The organism is Prosthecobacter fluviatilis, from assembly GCF_055388355.1.
In genome coordinates this window covers 2,291,218-2,309,244 of the sequence record NZ_AP043782.1, presented here as the reverse complement: position 1 = coordinate 2,309,244, position 18,027 = coordinate 2,291,218, and the positions used below count along the sequence as shown (strand labels likewise).

Below are 18,027 nucleotides of genomic sequence, written 5' to 3'. Positions count from 1 at the left end.
GCCGGGACCGCGCCTGCCCCGCCCTCCTTTCCACCCGCACACCGCCATGAAGACCCACACCGCACACGCCAGGGCCGCAGGCCCGCACCACCACGACATACCAGCGCTGAAGCAGCGACTGCGCATCCCGGAGGTGTGGCGGGCCCTGGGCCTGACGGGGCAGCCCGCGCACGTCTGCCGCTCCCCCTTTCGCCAGGACCGCAGCCCCTCCTTCTCCATCTACCAGGACGGGCGGCGGTGGAAGGACTTCGCCACCGGGGAGGAGGGAGACGTCATCGACTTCATCGCCGCAGCACGGCAGACGGGGAAGGGCGAGGCGCTGCAGCACTTCCTGGAGCTGGCCGGGGTGCCATGCCAGCCCTCCCGCCCCCTGCCGCCGCCTGCGCGGAAGTCACCGCCACCGCAGAAAGCGGAGCCGCAGAAAGAGCAGGCGCAGCCGGATGGCGTGAACGTGGCGCTGCAAAACGGCACGGAGGCAGACCGGCGGCTCGTGGCCGAGACCCGCCGCATCTCCCCGGAGGCCGTGTCGCTCGCGCTGGCGCTGCGCACCCTCACCTTTGCCATCGTGCGGGGCTTCCGCTGCTGGGTGCTCACAGACGCGCAGGGCCGCTGCGCCGAGGCACGGCGGCTGGACGGCCTGCCCTTTCCGGAGTGCGGCACGCTGGGCCGGCGCAAGGCGCACACCCTGCGCGGCTCCCGCAAGAGCTGGCCGCTGGGCGCGGCTGTGCTGCACCGGGTGCCGGGCTTCCGCACCCTCCTGCTGGTGGAGGGCGGGCCGGACTACCTGGCCGCGCTGCACTTTGCCACCGCGCTGGAACGATGGGACGTGCTGCCCGTGGCCATGCTGGGGCGCGGCACCGGCGCACGGATCGACCCCGCAGCGCTGGAGCTCATGCGCGGCCGCCGCGTGCGCATCTACCCGCACAACGACGCCGACGGCGGCGGTGTCAAAAGCGCCCGCCAGTGGGCCCGGCAGCTCCACGCGGCTGGCTGCACGGTGGACATCTACGAATTCAACGGCCTGCAGCGCACGGACGGCACACCCGTCAAGGACCTCAACGACTGCACCAGCGGCCTGGACGCGGCCTCCGCCGCCGAACTGCACCACAGCCTCCTCCCCCCGCCCGACCTGGAAGTGCACCCGCCGTATTGACCGAACCCACGCGGCAAAGCGCCGCCACTCATCCGCCGTTCAGCAATCAACCATCCCTGTTCATCAATCCTCAATCGCGCCCGCCCGCCGCCCACCCCAAGCCGGCAGCCACCAAGAACCGAGAACCGAGAACCGAGAACCGAGAACCGAGAACCGAGAACCGAGAACATCCCCCTTTCAGCCAGACATCACAACAAACCACAACCTAACACAAAAAAACACACACCATGCCCACCATCACCACCTTCGTCCCCACGCCAGAAGAGCTCGCCGAGAGCGCGCGCGAGCACGCCCGCAGCGTGTTTCCCGCAGGCAGCGCCACGCACACCCAGAGCACCGGCGCCACCACGCCCCTGCACGCGGCGCCGCCGCAGGCCCAGGCGCTCCCCGCCCAGCGGCCGCCACGCCCGCCGCTGGACGACTGCCTCATCAGCTCCGCAGAGCTGGCGCAGCTCCACATCCCGCCGCGCCCCGCGCTGCTGGACCGCTGGCTGTGCGAGGGGGACCTCGGCTTCATCTTTGCCCCGCGCGGCGTGGGCAAAACGTGGATGGCCATGGCCCTGCCCGGCGCCATCTCACGCGGCAGCGCGCTCGGCCTCTGGGCCGCCGGAGACGCCACCACCGGCCCGGCGCCCTCCGCTTCAGCCGAGCCCCCTGCCAGCACCGCCCCGGACAGCGGCGGCGACGCGGAGGCCCCGGACAGCGGCGGGTCCACGCCCCTGCCCGTCCTTTACGTCGATGGCGAGATGTCCCTGAAGCTCACCCAGTACCGCAACAACGGCCTGCACCTGGACACCTCCCACGTCACCTACCTGCACCACGAGCGCATGTTTGAGGTCCAGACCCACTGCGTCAACATCGGCGAGGCCGAGGACCGCGAGCGCCTCACCGACGTCATCGTCCGGCGCGGCTACCGCGTCCTCATTCTGGACAACCTCAGCTCCCTGGCCTCCGGCGTGGATGAAAACAAAGGCACGGACTACGAGCCCCTCTCCCACTGGCTGCTCGATCTGCGGCGGCGGAAGGTCACCGTCATCGTCGTGCACCACGCCGGGCGCAACGGCATGATGCGCGGCCACAGCAAGAGGGAGGACGCCTGCTCCTGGATCCTCGAGCTGCGCGACGCCCGGCAGGAGAGCGACTCCGGCGCGAAGTTCGTCAGCCACTTCGCCAAACCCTCCCGCAACACCGGCGACCCCCTCCCCGACCTCCTCTGGCACTTCACCACCGACCCCGCCACCGGCATCACGGACATCCGGTGCGAGCTGGCTGTGGAGAACGATTATGAACAATTCATCCAGCATGTGCTGGAGGGCGTCACCAGCCAGAAGGACATGGCGGAGCTGATGAACCGGCACAAAGGAACGGTGAGCAAATGGGCGCGCAAGGCGCTGGAAGACGGACGCATCAGCGGAAACTCGCACAAGCTCCTGCCGCCCCGGTCCAAAGACAACAAGCCCGTCAAAAGCCACTACCACCCAGACGAGGACAGCGGCGATGAAGACGAGGAGGACGACTCCTTCTAAGAGCCCGCGCCGCCCGCCCAACGCCGAGTTGCCGAGTTTCCACACCTAAGCACGGCAACTCGGCAACTCGCTCTCCCAAGGTCCGGGAGGGCGGTCAATCGGTGGCATGATACAGCATGATGTGGCATGCTTTGGAAATTGGATGCAGTTTTGCGAAGTCATGAAGCAAAACTCATGGCAACTCAGAGAGTGGTCCGAGTTGCCGTGTGGCAACCTGGCAATAGCAGCACCGACAGCCTCCGCTGGGCATCAGCTCCCTTGCGCTTTCACCACCGGCACCTCAGGAAATTCGACTTCCGGCGCAATTTTGCTCACAAAGGCCACGGCATCCGCATAGCGGTCGAAGTCTTTGATGTGCTCAACAAGCCCCTCGGCATTCACTCCATAGAGGGCGAGGATGGAAGGCTCGTATTCGGGATCGAATGGATCATCGCCAAAGATCATGGGCTCAAAGCTGTCGTCGCCGCTCAGGCAGCGAATGGTTTGAATGCGCCAGTGGGTGAAGTGAGATGCAGAGACAGGATTGATTGCCGTCACATCCAGCGGCAGTCGTGGCGCATCTTGATAATGCAAAGGCAGCAGGAGTTTCATGGCCACATCCGGGCAATCTTCTGCGTCGAAACCTCTTAGATCCTCCACACTCATGCGCTGCAGGCAGGCGGCTCCAAACTTGTCCTCCAGCAGGTAGGGCCAGACGTCCTCCGTCTCATCAAAGACCACATGCTGGCATGCCCATTCCTCAAACAAGCCGGCAATGCGCATCGCCTCGCGGTAGAACTGATCCACGCCGCTGAAGGCATCGCTTAGGCTGAGGTTTTGCAACTTGGCGGCCTGATCGCAGGCGTCACGCAAAGAGATGGCGCAGGCAAAGACGGCGGCAGGATCAAGGGAGTCGTTTTTAAAAATCATGACTTCCCAGCAACGCGCCGGGGTTTTAGTTTCCTGGCATGGCTGTGCGAAAAAACTGGACCCGTCCTGAGCTGCTCATTCTCCTGAATGTGTACCACAAGCTGCGGTTTGGGCAGATGCATGAGCGGCAGCCGACGGTGATCACGCTGGCGAAGAGGCTGGAGCGTACGGCGGGCAGTGTGGCGATGAAGCTGTGCAATCTGGCCTCTCTGGACCCCGCGCTGAAGCTGCGCGGCATCAAGGGGTTGGACGGTGCGAGCAGGCTGGATGCGGCGATGTGGCAGGAGTTTCACGACAACCTGGAGGCCAGCGTGCCTGCCAGCGAGGCGGCGCTGCGGGAGCTGATGAAGGCGGGGCCGGACGCTGCGGTGGAGGTGCTGCCAAAGAAGGGCATCCGCATCATCAAGCCGCCGCCTACGGGGCCGACGACGGCCACCAGCACGGTGCAGGTGCGGCTGGGTCAGGACTATTTTCGCAATGCGGTCTTAAACAACTTCGGCGGCCGGTGCGGCGTGACGCAGCTGGGCGTGCGCGAGCTGCTGATCGCCTCGCACATTCTGCCCTGGGGCACGCATGCCGGCCAGCGCCTCAATGTGCGCAACGGCCTCTGCCTCTCGCGCCTGCACGATGCGGCGTTTGACCGCCACCTGATCTCGTTTGACGACAACCTGCGTCTGCTGCTTTCCAAGCGCCTGCGCAGTGAGCTGCCGCAGCGTGCGGTGCAGGAAAACTTCGCCGCGTATGAGGGCCACGCTTTGGAAATGCCGGAGGACTCCGTGCTGCCGGATCTCGCCTTCATGGCGGAGCATCGGGAGGCGTTTTTGAAGATGTAGTGGAGTTCAATGAACGAGATCCAACCCCAACTCATGTCTATCCGTAAATCCCTTTTATGTGCCGTGATTTTCATCGCCGGTTTGGCGTTTGGCCAGTTCATCAGCAGGCCGATGTATGACCGCAATGGCGAGTCCCGTGAAAATCTGGTGAGGCTGAAATGCCTGCACGGTCTGGCGGAGGATTTTCGCCGTGCACATGAGCGCTGGCCGCAGAGCCTGCCGGAGTTGCAGTCCTGGTGCCAGGAGGATGAGCTACGACGAATCATGTTTGATCGGTCATCGAACGTTTCTGCGAAGGGTATGACGTTCGTCTCTTGGAAGCTGCTGAAGGACCCGCAGTCAGGGCTCTTCAGCGGCTTCACCTCCGGCAAACAGGAGACCTTGCGATGCGAGTACCAGATGGATGCCGAGGGGCGGGCAACGTTGATCAAGTGAATGGCTGATCCTCGGGACACGTTTTTGAAGATGTCGCGGAGCGAGCGCTGAGGAGATATTTTCGCACTTCACTCCGCTTGTGCCGGTGCGGGCACAGATGACTCATGCCGTTTCTTTGCTGAAGCGGTGCGCTTCAACTTAGAAATAAGTCTAGGTGCTTTCACGGAAACCGTTATAAACAAGTGCTGATTTTATCCTTGTTACAAATGCTGAATCCTTGCAACAATTCGTTCGTAAACACTTCCAAGAACAACCTGCAAAACACACAATATGGGCGCTAATCCTGACAGGGATCAAGAGGCCGAAATCGGCCATCAAATACGCAATCAGAAGGAATGGAATGACACACATAGGCCGTCCTCAAAAGGTGGTGGTGGATGCCTGGTGCTCCTCTTGGGCGTTCTGATCCTGGGGGCCACCACAGGCTGGGCCGTTTTGGCCTGAACTTCCAAAACACACTTTCTCCGATAATCCAAACCAAGTCAGCCATGCAACGCGCAGCTTTCACTCTTCCATTTGCCGTTATCGTCTCCTTGTTTTTTTCTTCATGCTATGGCCCGCTGCCACCGCAGCAGACCAACTATTTGAACGACTGGGGAGACGGCCCACCCCGCTACAATGGCTATGCACCACGGCCAGCTCCGCCACAGCCCCATTACTCGCATTCAGCACCGTATCAGCGAGTCAATTACAACTCGAGCGGGCAAGCCCTGCGCCCCCGCTCGTTCTGGGAGGACATGCTTCTGGGGGCCCGCAGGTTCGACATTGAGAATGCGAAGAAACGGGCCGCTCTTGGCAGCAAAGAAGATGCAGACTTTGTTCGACGTGAGGAACCGATTCAAAGAGGCTTCGAAAACTACTACGGGCCTCAGGGCACCAATTCCTCGCGATAGCAGGAACTGAAACCGCTGGATCAGGGCACGGTAGCGTTGACTCATGCCGACCACCTTGGACTATGAGTCAAGTCAGGCCATGGTTTGAGCTTTTCGCAGTCCCCCCACTTCAACGCTGCCACTTCCCCACCTCCCAGCGCGAGTTGCCGAGTTGCCGTGCTTAGGTGTGGAAACTCGGCAACTCGGCGAGAGAAGGGGCAAAGACACGGTGCAGCAAATGGCAAGGGGCCGCAGCGGTGTGCAGGCGGCGGCGGTGCGTGGCTGGTGGTGGAAGGGGCGAAGGGGTGCCTGAGTCGAAAACATGGCAACTGGAGGGGGTGTTTGAGTTGCCGGTTTTTTTTGTTCTTGGTTCTTGGTTCTTGGTTTGTGGGGCGGAGGGTTGGGGAGGATGGGTGCGTAGCGGCGTGAAAGTTGCCTTGTTGCTGTGCAACAAGGGAGGGCTGCGCATCGCCCATGCTGTATGGTGGTCCCACATGGCGGGTGTTTGCGGCGCGCTTCCCAGTTGCGGCGCAACTGGGCTACTTTCTAGCGCTTCACGGGTGTTTGCGGCGCGCTTCCCTGTTCCGCAGGAACAGGGCTACTTTGGCGCTGGCGCTTCCCAGTTGCGGCGCAACTGGGCTACTTTCCCAAAGCGCGCTTCACCCGCGCCAGCGTGTGTGCCTGACGCTGGCGGGTGAGGGCGCATTCCCAGAGGCGGAGGACGGTCCAGCCGAGCTGGCGCAGGCGGCGGGTGACGTGGCGGTCCCGGGCGCGGTTGCGGGCGATCTTTTCGTCCCAGAATTTCCGGTTCTGCCGGGGGCGGGTGCCGTGGCGGGGGCAGCCGTGCCAGAAGCAGCCGTCCACAAACACGGCGACGCGCTGCGCCCGGAAGACGAAGTCCGGCCGCACGCGGGGGCGGCGGGCGGACGCTGCGGTGCCGGTTTTCGCTTTGGCTGCTGCTTTGGCTGCTGCTTTGGCCGGGGGCGTGAGGGGCTGGGAGGTCTTCGCGGGCCGGGTGCTGCGTGGGGGGGAGGGCGGCAGGGTGAGGGAGAGGTGCCGCCGCCAGCCGGTGATCTTTTCCGCCCGCAGCAGGCTGGCGAGGCGCAGCTCCGTGGCGGCATTTCCGGTGGAGCGGATGCGGCTCATCACTTCGCTGCGCTTGGCCGGGGTGAAGACGTCTGTCATGACGCGGGGAACAAGAGGGGGGCTGCGCTGAACATTCAACATGGAACGTTGAACATTGAATGCCTGAACCAAGAACAAGGAACGGGAAACTCAAAACGCTGCAAAGGCAGCTGGGCGCGGGAGGGGCGGGCTGGAAAGGGCGCTGCAGGGTGTGGTGCGCGATAGGCTGAGAGCCTGCGGGTTTCAGTTGCGCTTCTTATGGTGTTTTTGCATGGTGGGGCTCTCACTCCCTTTTTGATCCATGAGTCTGTGCTCACCGCTTTATCGGAATGTCAGGTGCCTCCCCACGGCTGCGGCCTTGCTCTTTCTGCTCGTCGTCTCTGCGGGTGCTGCGGGTGAAAAGCGGAACTTCAAAGACCTGCAGGGCCGCGTGCTGCGCGCCAGCCTGGAGAGGATCTCCGGCGATGACATCGTGGTGAAAAAATCGGTGGATGGCTCGCTGGTGACGCTGAAGGCCGGGCAGCTGAGCGATGCGGACATCCTCTACCTGGTGCGGCAGGGCTTTGACCAGAGCTCGCTGCAAAACAGCCCGCGCAATGCCCCGGGCTCCGTGCCAGCCACTGCGGAGGGCCTGCGCGCCTCCCTGGAAAACACCCTGTGGGACTGGTTGAATGCGGATGACAAGGTGCAGGTGGGCGGCACCACGGTGCTGAAGCAGGGGGCGTGGCAGGCGGTGCGCTTCCGCCCGGGCGGCAGGATCAGCGCCTGGCACAAGGACCGGATCGTCTGGGAGGGCAGGTGGGAGATCATCGATGCCCGTACGGTGCGCCTGGCGGTGCGGGATGCCGTGGGCCTGGTGCTGACCTTTAACACAGATGCGAACCACTTCACCGTGGCCAATGAGCGCGACACCCATGGAGAGCGCCGGGGCCGCGCGCCGGTGCCCGAGCCCTTTGTGGGCACGTGGAGGTGGAAGGACGGCTTCGTCGCCAACATCCGCGAGGACGGCACCGCAAACTCTGACGGCACCTGGAAGCGCGTGGTGCGCCACCTCAATGACAGCACCTCCTACGACCTGCGCTGGGGCACCGGCGAGCGCGTGGACCACTTCACCGTGCACCGGGACGGCAAGCAAATGCATGGGCGGAACCACCTCGGCGCGGAGCTGAGCGCGGAGCGGGTGCTGGACGAGCCCTGAGACCTGCGGGGCGGAGATGACGACGGGGAAAGATTCAACGCTGAAACCAGGAACCAAGAACGAGAAACCCAGAACGCTGCACCTGGAACATCGCCCGGCCCGGCTCAGCGGGTGCCGATGCAGTAGAGGGCTTTGTTGCTGCGGAGGAGGAGGAGGTCGCCGCTGATGGCGGGGGTGGCGTTGAAGTGGGTGGTGTCGCTGGCGAATTCGTTGGTGCTCAGCAGCTGGTACTGCGGCCGCGCGGCGAGGATGTAGGTGCCGCTGCGGCGGGAGACGCACACGAGCCTCCCGCCCACGAGCACGGGGGAGGCGTAGATGGGCTTGCCGCCGCCGCGGGCACCCAGCGCCACGCGCTCGCGGTACACGGTCTGGCCCGTGCGGGCGTCGATGCAGAGGGCAAAGCCCTGGTCGTTGATGACGTAGAGGTGGCCGTCCTTGTACACGGGGGTGGGCACGTAGCTGCTGGCGCTGCTCTCCCACAGCACGGCGGCGGGGCCGAGGTCTCCTTTGGCTCCGGGCCTGAGGCTGAGGCCCACGCTGTGCGTGGTGGGAAAGCCGCCGGTGATGAAGACGGTGCCCGCTGCGCCGGGGACGAGGCTGGGGGAGACATTCCCGGCGAGGCCGTGCGTGGCGTACCAGCGGAGCTTGCCGGTCTCGGGGTTCATGCCCCAGAGCTCGCGCGGCAGGGCCAGCACGAGATCGTACCCGCCGTCGCGCCTGAGGAGGCTGGGGGTGCCGTAGGCCATGCCGTAGTCGCCTTCGGCCTTCCACACGATCTGGCCGGTGGCTTTGTCCAGGGCGTAGAGGGCCTGGCTTTCGTCGCTGGCATTGACGATGAGCAGATTTCCATGCAGCACGGGGCTGGCGGCGGAGCCCCAGCGGCGCTGCCCGGAGCCGGTGCCGCAGGAGGTCTGCCAGAGCTTTTTGCCCTGCAGGTCAAAGGCCAGCGCGCCGGATTTGCCAAAGAAGGCGTACACGCGCTCGCCATCGGTCACGGGGGTGTGGGTGGCGTAGCCGTGCTCGGTTATGTAGCCGGTGTACGGGTCCTCCGCCGCAGCGCTGGGCACGCGGGCGTCCCAGAGGATGTGGCCGTCTGCGCGGCTGAGGCAGAGGAGGTGGCGCACGAGCTTGCGCATGCTGTCCGCGCCGGGTTTGTCTCCGTAGCCGGTCCAGCAGGTGATGAAGACCCTGTCTCCGGAGACGATGGGGCTGGAGGAGCCGGGGCCGGGGAGGTCGGTCTTCCAGAGCAGGTTTTCGGTGTCGCTCCACCGCAGGGGGATCCTGGCGTCTGCCACCACGGCGGTGCCGGTGGGCCCGAGAAAGCGCGGCCAGTCATTGCCAGCGGCGCTCAGGTGCGCCGCAGCGCTGAGCGCGAGCATGGAGGCAAAGGCGAAAGCAGAGGCGCAGGAGGGCGGGTGCATGCGGCGCAGGATAACCCGGAACGGGCGGGAAAGTTACGCGGGGAATGCAGTCTGTGGAGCGCGGACTTCAGTCCGCAGCACTCCGCAGAGGCTCCAGCTTGCAATGTGTCCAAGATCATTGACATCTATGATGTCTTCGTCTTTCGATGCCCAATGAGTTCAGAGAATCCAGCGTCCTCTTCGCAGCCATCACGATCCTCCGTGGTGACTCACATGCTGGTGGTACGGCAGTTCAAGGCCAGCGCGAGGCAGCGCCGGAAGCTGGGGCAGGTGGTGCCTACGGAGCCCTACTTCGTTTCGCCGAAGGCCACGGCCTTGTTTCGTCAGAAGAATGGCTCTCACTGCTTTCTGCCCTAGAAGGTGGCAACGAGCATGAGGTGTTTCAGGATCCAAGTGATCCCGGGGTCCTGATCAAGGTGACCGAGCCAGAACTGCGTTTACGCAATGGACGTGACCGCATTCCCAAGGTGACGCCGCTGCATTATCTGGAGCGCTGGCACCTGGCCAATGTGGCGTTTGGTGATTGTGCAGAGCTGGTGGCGGTGATTCCCACAGCGGAGGGCGTTCGCATTGTCATGGAGCAGCGGTTTGTGCCTGCGGCAGATCCCGAGTCGCCCAACCCGGATCAGCGCGAGATCAACCGCTGGTTGCGGGCTGCCGGTTTCGAATACCAATCCGGCGCCTGGGTGCGCCAGGAAGATGGACTGGTCATGGTGGACACACACGAAGGTAATTTCATCCTTTCTCCTGAAGGCCTTCGTCCTGTGGATGTGGAGCTTTACCGTCTCAAAGAATCGACAGGGCCGGTCATTCCATGGGAAGTCACGTTGCAACGGCTTGCTGACAATAGCGCGTATCGCTGACATGTTCGTTCGACGCTGCGCCTGTTGCGCCGCTGCACCGCTCGAATCAGGAAGCGCGTAGCGCTGGCACAATGGTAGCCGTGGGCGCAAGCCCACGGATCAGCGCATCCCCGTCGTTTCCCGATCCGTGGAACCGCGTAGCGGTGGCACATCACGCTGCGTTCCGCTGGCGAGAGACGGGGATGGATCATCCAAGGTCGGGCGGTCCGCGTGCCGAAGACCTTGCACCCCCAGTTGCGGCGCAACTGGGCTGCTTTGCGCTGGCGCGCAGAATCGCTACACCTTCACCGGCACCGGCTGCGGGGCCTGAAACGCGGCCATGGAGAAGCGCTTCATCAGCGAGCCCGCCGCCACGTACCCAAAGCCGAAGAGGAACAGCAGCAGGAAGGGGATGCTGCCCCACTGGCCGCGCTGCGCGGCGAGGGCGATCATCCAGCCAAAGTAGCCGGTGAGCAGCACCTCGATCCACAGGGCGATGGATTTGCCGGCCTTGTACAGCGGGCGCTGCCTGGAGGCCTGTGCCTTGTTTTCGATGCCATACTTCGGCGTGCGGACGAATTCGGACGACTGATTGAGCAGCGCCTCCAGCACGGCCTTGCCGTTGTTGATGCTCATGCCGATGCCCAGCGCCAGCAGCATGGGCACGTACGGCAGCGCCTTGAGCCAGCCCCAGCGGCCCTGCGCGCCCTGCGCCGTCATGTAGAAAATCACGACGCTGAGGGAGGCAAAGAAGAACACCGGCACGTCCACAAACACGGCCTTGTGCCAGGAGCTGCCCATCACGAAATTGGCCGGGTACATGAGCACCAGCGTGCAGAGGGTGAGGAGGTAGGCAAAGTTCGACGTGAGGTGGGAGGTGGCCTCGATCTTGAGGCGCAGGGGGATGTCGCTGCGCCACACGTCGCCCAGGATTTTTTTGCACACCTGGATGGAGCCCTTGGTCCAGCGGTGCTGCTGGCTCTTGAAGCCGTCCATGTCCGGCGGGAGCTCGGCGGGGACGACGACGTCCTTGAGGTAGATGAATTTCCAGCCCTTGAGCTGCGCGCGGTAGGAGAGGTCCAGGTCCTCCGTCAGCGTGTCGTGCTGCCAGCCGCCGCCGTCTTCGATGGCCTTGCGCCGCCAGATGCCGGCGGTGCCGTTGAAGTTGAGGAATTCGCCATGGCGGCTGCGCGCGGTCTGCTCCAGCACGAGGTGGCCGTCCAGAAAGAGCGCCTGCAGCTTGGTGAGGAGGGAGAAATTTTTGTTCAGGTGCCCCCAGCGCGCCTGCACCATGCCCACCTTCTCGTTGGTGAAGTGGTGGATCACCTGCTTGAGGTAGTCGGGCGCAGGCTGGAAGTCGGCGTCGAAAATGCAGATGTACTCGCCCTTGGCGGAGGCCATGCCCTCGTCCAGCGCACCGGCTTTGAAGCCGTGGCGGTTGGTGCGGTGGCGGTACTCGATGTCGTAGCCCTGCGCCTTGAGGTCGGCGGAGAGCTTCTCGGCGTGCGGGGCCGTTTCGTCCGTGGAGTCGTCCAGCACCTGGATCTGCAGGCGGTCGCGCGGGTAGTCCAGGGCGCTGACGGTGCGCAGCAGGTTTTCCACCACATGGAGCTCGTTGAAGATGGGCAGCTGCACGGTGACGACGGGCAGCTCGGCAAACTCATGCGGCGGCACGGGCACATCCTCCCGGTGCTTCCAGAAGTGATATAACACCTTGATCCTGTGTGCGCCAAAGGCGGACAGGGCGGTGAAGACGAGGATGTAGCTGGTAAACCAGAAGAAATTATCCCACACAAACATATTGGAAGGGGCGGCAGGGCACGGGGGCGCAATCAATCTCCACCAGTTCGAAACAATCAAGCAGCATTTCGGGTGCCACCAGAGGAGGGATTTTTAAGCCTCCTGTGGAGGCTGCCGCTACTTTGGGGGATTTTCCCAGTCGCAGGCCGGGTAGGCAGCGGCCCGATTCGGCGGGGGCTTGGAACTTCTTCAATCAAAAATCGAATGCTCGACAATCGTCAATCCTCCGGCTCCAGCGGGTCCTGGGTGCGCGTGATTGACGATTGTCGAACCATCGATTGCTGATTTTTGAAGTGCCTGTCGCGCATCCCGCGCGGCTCGCCATCTTCCCGCCTCATGCCCACCGAACAGCGCGACTGGTACGACACGCCCCTCTACTACGACATCGTCTTTGACGACGGCACCGTACGCGAGGCCGACTTTCTGGAAGAGGCCTACGCCAGATACGCCACGCCCGGCAAGGGCCACCGCCTGCTGGAGCCCGCCTGCGGCAGCGGCCGCCTGGCGCTGGAGCTGGCCAGGCGCGGCTGGGAGGTGTCCGGCTTCGACGGCAACGCGCACATGATCGCCTTTGCGCAGCAGCGGCTGGAAAACGCGGGGCTGCAGGCGAAAGCCCGGCTGTGGGAGGACTGGATGCAGAGCTTCACCCTGCCCAAGGGCGTGAAGGGCGGCTTTGACCTGGCGCACTGCCTCGTCAGCACCTTCAAGTACCTGCTCAAGGAAAAGGACGCCGCCGAGTGCCTGCGCCGCGTGGCCGCCGCCCTGCGCCCCGGCGGTGTGTTCTTCCTGGGCCTGCACCTGACCGACTATGACCGCGCTGGCGACGAGCACGAGCGCTGGGTCGCATCCCGTGGAAAGATCCAGGTCGTGTGCAACACCCACACCTGGCCCGCCGACCGCCGCACCCGGCTGGAAAACCTGCGCACGCGCCTGAAGATCACCGACGCCGGCCGCACTCACCTGCAGGAGACGCGCTGGCAGTTCCGCACCTACAGCGCCGCGCAGCTCAGGGCCCTGCTGCGCAAAGTCCCCGAGCTGGAGTACCTCGAGTGCTACGACTTCACCTACGACCTCACCGCGCCGCGCCGGTTTGACGACAGCTACGCCGATGTGCTCCTGGTGCTGCGGAAGCGGTAGGGCAGGGGAGTTGGCAGTGGCTGGCGGTGGTTTTGCAGAAGAGCTGCGAGAGGCCCTGCGCCGGTCTGGCACCTCTTCAATCAACGCCTCGATGGTTCGACAATCGTCAATCCTCCGGCTCCTGTGCATCGTGGGCACGCGTGATTGACGATTGATGAGCAATCGATGGTTGATTGTCGAAGTTTCCTCCCCCCAACCTCCCGCTGGACAACTCCCACCGCATCCGCTCCAATAGCGCCCGCATGAATTTGAAATCCCTGGCCGGACTCAGTCTCCTCGCGCTCGCTTGCGCCACCCTCGCATCTGCCCAAGCCCCGGCGGAGCCGGACGCCCCTGCCGCGCCGCCGCAGCCCAAGACCTTTGAGTTCAAGGACGGCGACCGCCTCGTGCTCCTGGGCAACACCGTGCTGGAGCGCGAGCACGACTATGGCTCCTTTGAGCCCCGCCTCGCGCTCGCCCTCGGCGAGGCCAAGGTCACCGTGCGCAATCTCGCCTGGAGCGGCGACACCGTCTTTGGCCACGCGCGCTCCTACTTCGGCCCGCCGGAAGAGGGCCTGCAGCGCCTCTCCGTGCACCTGGAGATGCTCAAGCCCACCGTCGTGCTCCTCTGCTACGGCAGCGAGCTCGCCTTTGAGCGCCTCGGCGGCCTGCCGGAGTTCCTCACCGGCTACCGCAGCCTCATCGAGCTCATCCGCTCCAAGTCCCCCGGCGTGCGCATCATCATCGCCAGCCCGCCGCCGCTGGAGACCCTGCCGCCGCCCCTGCCGGACCTCAGCGCCGCCAACAAAAACCTCTCCAGCCTGCGCGATGCCCTGAGAAAATTTGCCCTCATGCAAAACGCCTTCTTTGTGGACTGGTTCGAGCTCATGGGCGGCATGCCCAAGCCCGGCGTCATCCGCAAGCCCCTCACCGAAAACGGCGTGCACTACACCCGCGCCGGGTATGAGGTGCTCAGCGCCCGGCTCATCGAAGGCCTCGGCCTCAAAACACCGGACGCCCCCACCCCCGCGCTCGAAGGCCTGCGCCGCGCCGTCATCGCCAAAGACACCCTCTTCTTCAACCGCTGGCGCCCGCACAACGAGACCTACCTCTTCGGCTTCCGCAAGCACGAGCAGGGGCAGAACGCCAAGGAGATCCCCATGTTTGACCCCCTCATCGCCCAGGGAGACGAAACCATCCAGAAGCTCAAGGAAGAGGCCCTGCAGCAGGCCCGTCGCCCCTGAGAGGCGCCCCCAGCTCCATGCCTCCCTGCCGTGCCGCAGCGCACCCGGCAGGGCGGAGGCCAATCTGACAGCCGCGTGGCACAGCCTTTCTTGCCACCGCCCGCATTTCCGCGTATGGCCAGCACATGGCCCTCAAAGCGATCATCTACAAAGCCAAGGTCTCCCTCTCCGACCTCGACCACAACGTTTACGCCGACCACGAGCTCACGATCGCGCGCCACCCCTCCGAGACGGAGGAGCGCATGATGGTCCGCCTGCTGGCCTTTGTGCTCAACGCGCCTGAAAACAACGACCACGGCCTGCTGGAGTTTGGCAAGGACATGTGGGAGGCCGACGAGCCCGCGCTCAGCCAGCACGACCTCACCGGCCTGCTCATGCACTGGATCGAGCTGGGCCAGCCCGATGAAAAGAAGCTGGTCCGCGTGTGCGGCCGGTCCAAGAAGGTGAGCGTGTACAGCTTTGCGAACACCGCCGCCACCTGGTGGGCCGGGCTCGCGGGAAAATTCACCCGCGTCAACAACTTGAACGTCTGGCAGATCCCCGCCGCCGAGAGCGAGGCCCTGGGCGGGCTCGCGCAGCGCTCCATGGACCTCACGCTCACCGTTCAAGAGGGCGTGCTCTTTGCAGAGGAGGGCGGCCGCACCGTGGAGATCAGAATGGTGAAGCTCTGTGGCGGGGAGTAGGCGAGGGCGCAGCGAGTTCGTCTTCGTCCCCGTCCTTGAACTGGAGCTCAAACGACGCGCGCCGTTTTCAAGCTTTACGTTTGAAATCACCAGCCGCTTCGCTGCAGCCGCGCTTCGGCTGCCTCGCCCGGCCTACTTCTCATCTTCATAGAACAAGTCACCCTCCGACCCTTTCGGCATACGCGTCTCGACGAAGTAAAGCACCTCGCCGCTGCGTGGCAGCGTGGTGGTGATGGAGGGCTGGGTCGAGCGTTCGCGAACATTGATAAACTCATCGATGCGTACACAGCGGTATTTTCCACGGACCAGGCGGGTGAGGCAGCGCGTGTAGAAACCACCACCGCCGCGCCCCCAGATCTCCAGTTGCGGATGGCCTTCAAACGGCGCCAGCCACCGCGTGCCGACGCTTTGCTTGTAGAAGACCTGCTTCCATCCGCTTTTCTCGTTCAGCACGGTGAAGGTCAGCATCGGCCCGCCGGAGCCGCGCATCTTGCGGATCTCCGGATCACCCGGCTCGCTGATGGAAATGCGAACACCGCCCTCCGTCAGCGTGCAGGGAGTTTCATCGGGGAAGTCACGCGCCGCCTCTGGCCACGGCTCCTTGGCAAGATCCGCACGTGCTGTGAGCACCACCGCCAGCAGGCCGAAAAAGAAAGTTCGTCTCAAAGTCCTCATGTGGCATGATCATTCACAAATCCATCCGGTTGTCAGCATCCATCGTGCGCGAGGCCATGGCATGCCAGGAGGCACGTGGCGCTACATGTCCCGCAGGTTTAGGCTCTCTGCCTACGCACGCTCCGTCCGCCTCCCGCTGCCTCCGGGGCTTTCATTTTGAATCGATGCCTCCGGGGCGGCGTCTCAATCCAGTGACGTTTCGATTTTTCGAACGCCGCAATAAATAAAAAGAGAAACCCTCAACCCCCCTCATCCCATGAAAACAGTCACCACTCTGGCCCTGGCCACCCTGCTGGGCACTGCGGCCCTTCCCAGCAATGCCAGCGCGCTCGATTTCTTCCACCCCTTCCGCCCGCGCACCGCTGAAGTGAACGGCAGGATGAACAACGAGCAGCGACGCATCAACAACGGCGTCGCCACCGGCCGTCTCAACCCCTGGCAGGCGAACCGCCTGGAGCGCGGCGAGCAGCGCATCATGCGCCAGGAAAACCGCGACCTCGTCCGCCACAACGGCCACCTCACCTGGCGCGACCGCATGCACCTGAACCACGCGGAAAACGTGCAGTCCCGTCGCATCAACCAGACTGAGCACCACAACATCTTTCACCGCTGGTTCGGACGCCGTTAAGCATCCACGGGCCGGAGTCACGCCCGTTTGATTCTGCGTGCGCTAGCCTTCCCAATCCCCAACGCGGCACCGCGCAGGTGCCGCGTTTTTTTTGGGCCGCTCCCCGGTGTCCATGGCGGTGAACTGGGCACGCCGCACCCACCCTCATTTTGGAGTGCGGCTGCCTAACGAGGAACGAGTGAAGCTGCCGCTTTCGAGCGTCTCGCTGCCTGCGCAGTCTCCCCGGCCTGCCTGCGGAAAGCGGTAGCTGCGCTCATGCTTCGCTGCGCGACCGCAGTCCAAAAAAGAGCCTGCTCGCACGTGGCGCACCGGTGCCTCAGGCGCTGGGTTCGATGGCCCGACCGCAGGCTTCGCAGCGTGTGTCGGAGTGCAGCATGGCGCCGCATTCGCTGCAGGTGTAGGTCACGGTCTCAAGGGCTTCGGAGATCTGGCCGTCGTAGGGCAGGCCCTGGGCCTTCTTTTGCAGGCGCAGGTGCTCGGCCAGGGCGCGAAGGATGACGCGGCAGAGCCATGAGAGCACAAGCAGCCCCAGCGCTGGAAAGATGGCGGCGGCCCTGGCCTTGATCACCAAGACTGCGGCCATCAGCACGCCCAGCGTCATGACGATGTATCCGGTGGTGTCCAGCGTGCTCTCCAGCCCGCCGTGGAAATGGGACTTGCCGCGGATCTTCCGTGTCGTCTTGCTTTCGTTGCTGGACTCGCTCATGGCAGTGAAGGGTGATGGGCGTGGTGGTTTATGGCAGGGAATGGTCGTGTGACAGCGATCCACCCGCTAAATGGAGCGGGGAGAGGTGCTGTGGATGCGGTTGTTGAGCGCTTTGAGGAAGCCCTCCATCTTGAGTAAAAGCGGAGCCCGTGACTCATTCTTTTCGCGCAGTTGCTGGAACCAGTGCAGGGCCGTTTCCATGGCTTCGAGAGACCGGGTGCCGGTGCCTGTCTTTGAAAGGGCTTCTGCTGCACTCAGGATCAGCCACATGTCGTCCAGCTTTTCCCCCAGGGTCAATATCCTGATGAGGAGGTCTTCATTTTCAGGGGTGGCGTGCAGGCTCAGAAGATAACGGATGCCCAGAAGAAGATCATACTCATGAGAGTCCAGCTTTTTGGGGGCTTTATCGAGCAGCATCTTCGCCAGCTGGATGTAGTGCTGGATCACTGACGGCTCGGTGTCCTGCCGCATGGCCATGGCTTCAAACACCCGAGGCAGGTCGCCTGTGCCTGCTTTTTGGATGAAGCTGGTTCCTGCCAGGGCGGTAAGGTAGGGGCCCAGGCCGGGTTCGGTCCTCAGGGCATGCAGACACCTGAGATCTTTCTCTTCCTGGGCTTTTTGCATGGCTCTGCCCTCGGCTGCATCTGCCGGAATGGAATCATCTAATGCAAGACTCACCAGCTCCCGCACATGCCGCATTTTGTAATAGTCCAGCTCCACAAAGGGATCTGAGTTAACCGTCTGTGAGCACAGCAGTGCCGGCAGTGTGAGGCTGGCGGACAGCAGGGCCCACCGTAAAAGCCGGAGGCTGCGCTGGAGGGATGTTGATGGAAGATTCACCGAGGCAGGAGTATGCGGACT

General features: G+C 63.8%; 17 protein-coding genes. 10 read left to right on the top strand and 7 right to left on the bottom strand.

The features are described 5' to 3' along the window. The first annotated feature begins 46 nt into the window (after positions 1-46). The gene (locus tag ACZ5WW_RS08860) at positions 47-1,153 is read left to right on the top strand and encodes a CHC2 zinc finger domain-containing protein (RefSeq protein WP_377165048.1); all 1,107 of its coding nucleotides are present in this window, start codon (positions 47-49) and stop codon (positions 1,151-1,153) included. A 227-nt stretch (positions 1,154-1,380) separates the two neighbouring features. Then, a complete protein-coding gene (locus tag ACZ5WW_RS08855) occupies positions 1,381-2,679 on the top strand; it encodes an AAA family ATPase (RefSeq protein WP_377165050.1) in 1,299 nt (432 codons plus the stop codon). Between the two features lie 249 nt (positions 2,680-2,928). Here ACZ5WW_RS08855 and ACZ5WW_RS08850 read toward each other — a convergent pair whose 3' ends face one another. Next, positions 2,929-3,588, bottom strand: coding sequence for a hypothetical protein (locus tag ACZ5WW_RS08850; protein WP_377165052.1), 660 nt, complete (start codon positions 3,586-3,588; stop codon positions 2,929-2,931). Between the two features lie 38 nt (positions 3,589-3,626). Between ACZ5WW_RS08850 and ACZ5WW_RS08845 the strand changes: the two genes are divergently transcribed. Together ACZ5WW_RS08845 and ACZ5WW_RS08840 are read left to right on the top strand one after the other, a co-directional pair. After that, positions 3,627-4,421: an HNH endonuclease gene (locus ACZ5WW_RS08845; RefSeq protein WP_377165054.1), complete on the top strand. Its 795-nt coding sequence runs from the start codon at positions 3,627-3,629 to the stop codon at positions 4,419-4,421. Positions 4,422-4,454: 33 nt separating this feature from the next. Next, positions 4,455-4,856 carry a hypothetical protein gene (locus ACZ5WW_RS08840; RefSeq protein ID WP_377165056.1) on the top strand — a complete coding sequence of 134 codons (402 nt, stop codon included), beginning with the start codon at positions 4,455-4,457 and terminating at the stop codon, positions 4,854-4,856. Between the two features lie 1,511 nt (positions 4,857-6,367). Here ACZ5WW_RS08840 and ACZ5WW_RS08835 read toward each other — a convergent pair. Beyond that, positions 6,368-6,913 carry a very short patch repair endonuclease gene (locus ACZ5WW_RS08835; RefSeq protein WP_377165058.1) on the bottom strand — a complete coding sequence of 182 codons (546 nt, stop codon included), beginning with the start codon at positions 6,911-6,913 and terminating at the stop codon, positions 6,368-6,370. Positions 6,914-7,154: 241 nt separating this feature from the next. Between ACZ5WW_RS08835 and ACZ5WW_RS08830 the strand changes: the two genes are divergently transcribed. Beyond that, entirely contained in the window at positions 7,155-8,051 is an 897-nt protein-coding gene (locus ACZ5WW_RS08830) for a hypothetical protein (RefSeq protein ID WP_377165060.1), read from the top strand. A gap of 104 nt (positions 8,052-8,155) precedes the next feature. Here ACZ5WW_RS08830 and ACZ5WW_RS08825 read toward each other — a convergent pair whose 3' ends face one another. Continuing rightward, positions 8,156-9,472: an outer membrane protein assembly factor BamB family protein gene (locus tag ACZ5WW_RS08825; protein ID WP_377165062.1), complete on the bottom strand. Its 1,317-nt coding sequence runs from the start codon at positions 9,470-9,472 to the stop codon at positions 8,156-8,158. 146 nt (positions 9,473-9,618) lie between these two features. Between ACZ5WW_RS08825 and ACZ5WW_RS08820 the strand changes: the two genes are divergently transcribed. Beyond that, on the top strand, positions 9,619-10,335 hold the full coding sequence (locus ACZ5WW_RS08820) for a putative polyvalent protein kinase domain-containing protein (protein ID WP_377165064.1): 717 nt from the start codon (positions 9,619-9,621) through the stop codon (positions 10,333-10,335). Positions 10,336-10,611: 276 nt separating this feature from the next. Here ACZ5WW_RS08820 and ACZ5WW_RS08815 read toward each other — a convergent pair whose 3' ends face one another. Next, positions 10,612-12,114, bottom strand: a complete 1,503-nt coding sequence (locus ACZ5WW_RS08815; RefSeq protein WP_377165066.1) for a cellulose synthase family protein — start codon at positions 12,112-12,114, stop codon at positions 10,612-10,614. A 336-nt stretch (positions 12,115-12,450) separates the two neighbouring features. Between ACZ5WW_RS08815 and ACZ5WW_RS08810 the strand changes: the two genes are divergently transcribed. The 3 genes from ACZ5WW_RS08810 (at position 12,451) to ACZ5WW_RS08800 (ending at position 15,157) form a co-directional block, all read left to right on the top strand. Then, positions 12,451-13,251, top strand: a complete 801-nt coding sequence (locus ACZ5WW_RS08810; RefSeq protein WP_377165068.1) for a class I SAM-dependent methyltransferase — start codon at positions 12,451-12,453, stop codon at positions 13,249-13,251. 242 nt (positions 13,252-13,493) lie between these two features. Further along, entirely contained in the window at positions 13,494-14,474 is a 981-nt protein-coding gene (locus ACZ5WW_RS08805) for a GDSL-type esterase/lipase family protein (protein WP_377165070.1), read from the top strand. A 125-nt stretch (positions 14,475-14,599) separates the two neighbouring features. Further along, a complete protein-coding gene (locus tag ACZ5WW_RS08800; protein ID WP_377165072.1) occupies positions 14,600-15,157 on the top strand; it encodes a YaeQ family protein in 558 nt (185 codons plus the stop codon). Between the two features lie 132 nt (positions 15,158-15,289). Here the strand turns inward: ACZ5WW_RS08800 and ACZ5WW_RS08795 are convergent, their stop codons facing one another. Then, positions 15,290-15,823 (bottom strand): hypothetical protein, encoded by a 534-nt coding sequence (locus ACZ5WW_RS08795; protein ID WP_377165074.1) that lies wholly within the window; start codon positions 15,821-15,823, stop codon positions 15,290-15,292. Positions 15,824-16,088: 265 nt separating this feature from the next. Between ACZ5WW_RS08795 and ACZ5WW_RS08790 the strand changes: the two genes are divergently transcribed. Next, complete coding sequence (locus ACZ5WW_RS08790; RefSeq protein WP_377165076.1) at positions 16,089-16,460, top strand: hypothetical protein; 372 nt, start codon at positions 16,089-16,091, stop codon at positions 16,458-16,460. Positions 16,461-16,776: 316 nt separating this feature from the next. On the opposite strand, the gene ACZ5WW_RS08785 is transcribed toward ACZ5WW_RS08790, so the two are convergent. After that, positions 16,777-17,166, bottom strand: a complete 390-nt coding sequence (locus tag ACZ5WW_RS08785) for a hypothetical protein (protein WP_377165078.1) — start codon at positions 17,164-17,166, stop codon at positions 16,777-16,779. Between the two features lie 66 nt (positions 17,167-17,232). Next, positions 17,233-18,006, bottom strand: coding sequence for a hypothetical protein (locus ACZ5WW_RS08780; RefSeq protein ID WP_377165080.1), 774 nt, complete (start codon positions 18,004-18,006; stop codon positions 17,233-17,235). Positions 18,007-18,027 lie beyond the last annotated feature (21 nt).

What these genes read in the sequence shown, in the direction of transcription:
- ACZ5WW_RS08860 (WP_377165048.1), top strand. Translation starts at nt 47, where the DNA reads ATGAAGACCCACACCGCACACGCCAGGGCCGCAGGCCCGCACCACCAC.
- ACZ5WW_RS08855 (WP_377165050.1), top strand. Translation starts at nt 1,381, where the DNA reads ATGCCCACCATCACCACCTTCGTCCCCACGCCAGAAGAGCTCGCCGAG.
- ACZ5WW_RS08850 (WP_377165052.1), bottom strand. Translation starts at nt 3,588, where the DNA reads ATGATTTTTAAAAACGACTCCCTTGATCCTGCCGCCGTCTTTGCCTGC.
- ACZ5WW_RS08845 (WP_377165054.1), top strand. Translation starts at nt 3,627, where the DNA reads ATGGCTGTGCGAAAAAACTGGACCCGTCCTGAGCTGCTCATTCTCCTG.
- ACZ5WW_RS08840 (WP_377165056.1), top strand. Translation starts at nt 4,455, where the DNA reads ATGTCTATCCGTAAATCCCTTTTATGTGCCGTGATTTTCATCGCCGGT.
- ACZ5WW_RS08835 (WP_377165058.1), bottom strand. Translation starts at nt 6,913, where the DNA reads ATGACAGACGTCTTCACCCCGGCCAAGCGCAGCGAAGTGATGAGCCGC.
- ACZ5WW_RS08830 (WP_377165060.1), top strand. Translation starts at nt 7,155, where the DNA reads ATGAGTCTGTGCTCACCGCTTTATCGGAATGTCAGGTGCCTCCCCACG.
- ACZ5WW_RS08825 (WP_377165062.1), bottom strand. Translation starts at nt 9,472, where the DNA reads ATGCACCCGCCCTCCTGCGCCTCTGCTTTCGCCTTTGCCTCCATGCTC.
- ACZ5WW_RS08820 (WP_377165064.1), top strand. Translation starts at nt 9,619, where the DNA reads ATGCCCAATGAGTTCAGAGAATCCAGCGTCCTCTTCGCAGCCATCACG.
- ACZ5WW_RS08815 (WP_377165066.1), bottom strand. Translation starts at nt 12,114, where the DNA reads ATGTTTGTGTGGGATAATTTCTTCTGGTTTACCAGCTACATCCTCGTC.
- ACZ5WW_RS08810 (WP_377165068.1), top strand. Translation starts at nt 12,451, where the DNA reads ATGCCCACCGAACAGCGCGACTGGTACGACACGCCCCTCTACTACGAC.
- ACZ5WW_RS08805 (WP_377165070.1), top strand. Translation starts at nt 13,494, where the DNA reads ATGAATTTGAAATCCCTGGCCGGACTCAGTCTCCTCGCGCTCGCTTGC.
- ACZ5WW_RS08800 (WP_377165072.1), top strand. Translation starts at nt 14,600, where the DNA reads ATGGCCCTCAAAGCGATCATCTACAAAGCCAAGGTCTCCCTCTCCGAC.
- ACZ5WW_RS08790 (WP_377165076.1), top strand. Translation starts at nt 16,089, where the DNA reads ATGAAAACAGTCACCACTCTGGCCCTGGCCACCCTGCTGGGCACTGCG.
- ACZ5WW_RS08785 (WP_377165078.1), bottom strand. Translation starts at nt 17,166, where the DNA reads ATGAGCGAGTCCAGCAACGAAAGCAAGACGACACGGAAGATCCGCGGC.